General features: G+C 65.5%; 1 protein-coding gene. It reads left to right on the top strand.

The features are described from left to right. On the top strand, positions 1-423 hold a 423-nt coding region (locus D1646_RS22360), incomplete at both ends, for a hypothetical protein (RefSeq protein ID WP_201754811.1).

Consider the following 423-nt stretch of genomic DNA (forward strand, 5'->3'; position numbering starts at 1 on the left):
GACCGTCTGGCCCTGCGGCGTGACCCTGTACTGCGGCTATGCCTACGAGAGTGCGCTGATAGCCCAGAGCTTCCAGACCGCCGTGCCCGCCGCCTTGGCCTTTGCCGCCGGGACGCTTCTGCTGGTGTTCCTGGCCTCCCGGTTGACGGGGCGGCGGCGGAAGGCGGTTGGGCTGCTTGCCGGGGCGCAGGGTGTAGCGGTGGCGGTGTGGATCGTGGCGCAGGCCACGGAACAGCTCACCTTCTTCCTGATACTGGCACTTCCTGCGATCAGCCTTGCGGGGCTGGCGGCGGCGCTGACCTGCGGTGTTCTGGAGTGGAAACAAAGCTGGTTTTTCCGTATCTTCTGCCTGCTGACGGCGGCGGGGGCCATAGCGTGGACGGTACTCGGGCGCTGGCAGTTTTCGAGAGACATATTGGAAAT

Origin of the sequence: Pseudoflavonifractor sp. 60 (assembly GCF_009911645.1) — a bacterium.
Classification (GTDB): domain Bacteria; phylum Bacillota; class Clostridia; order Oscillospirales; family Oscillospiraceae; genus Lawsonibacter.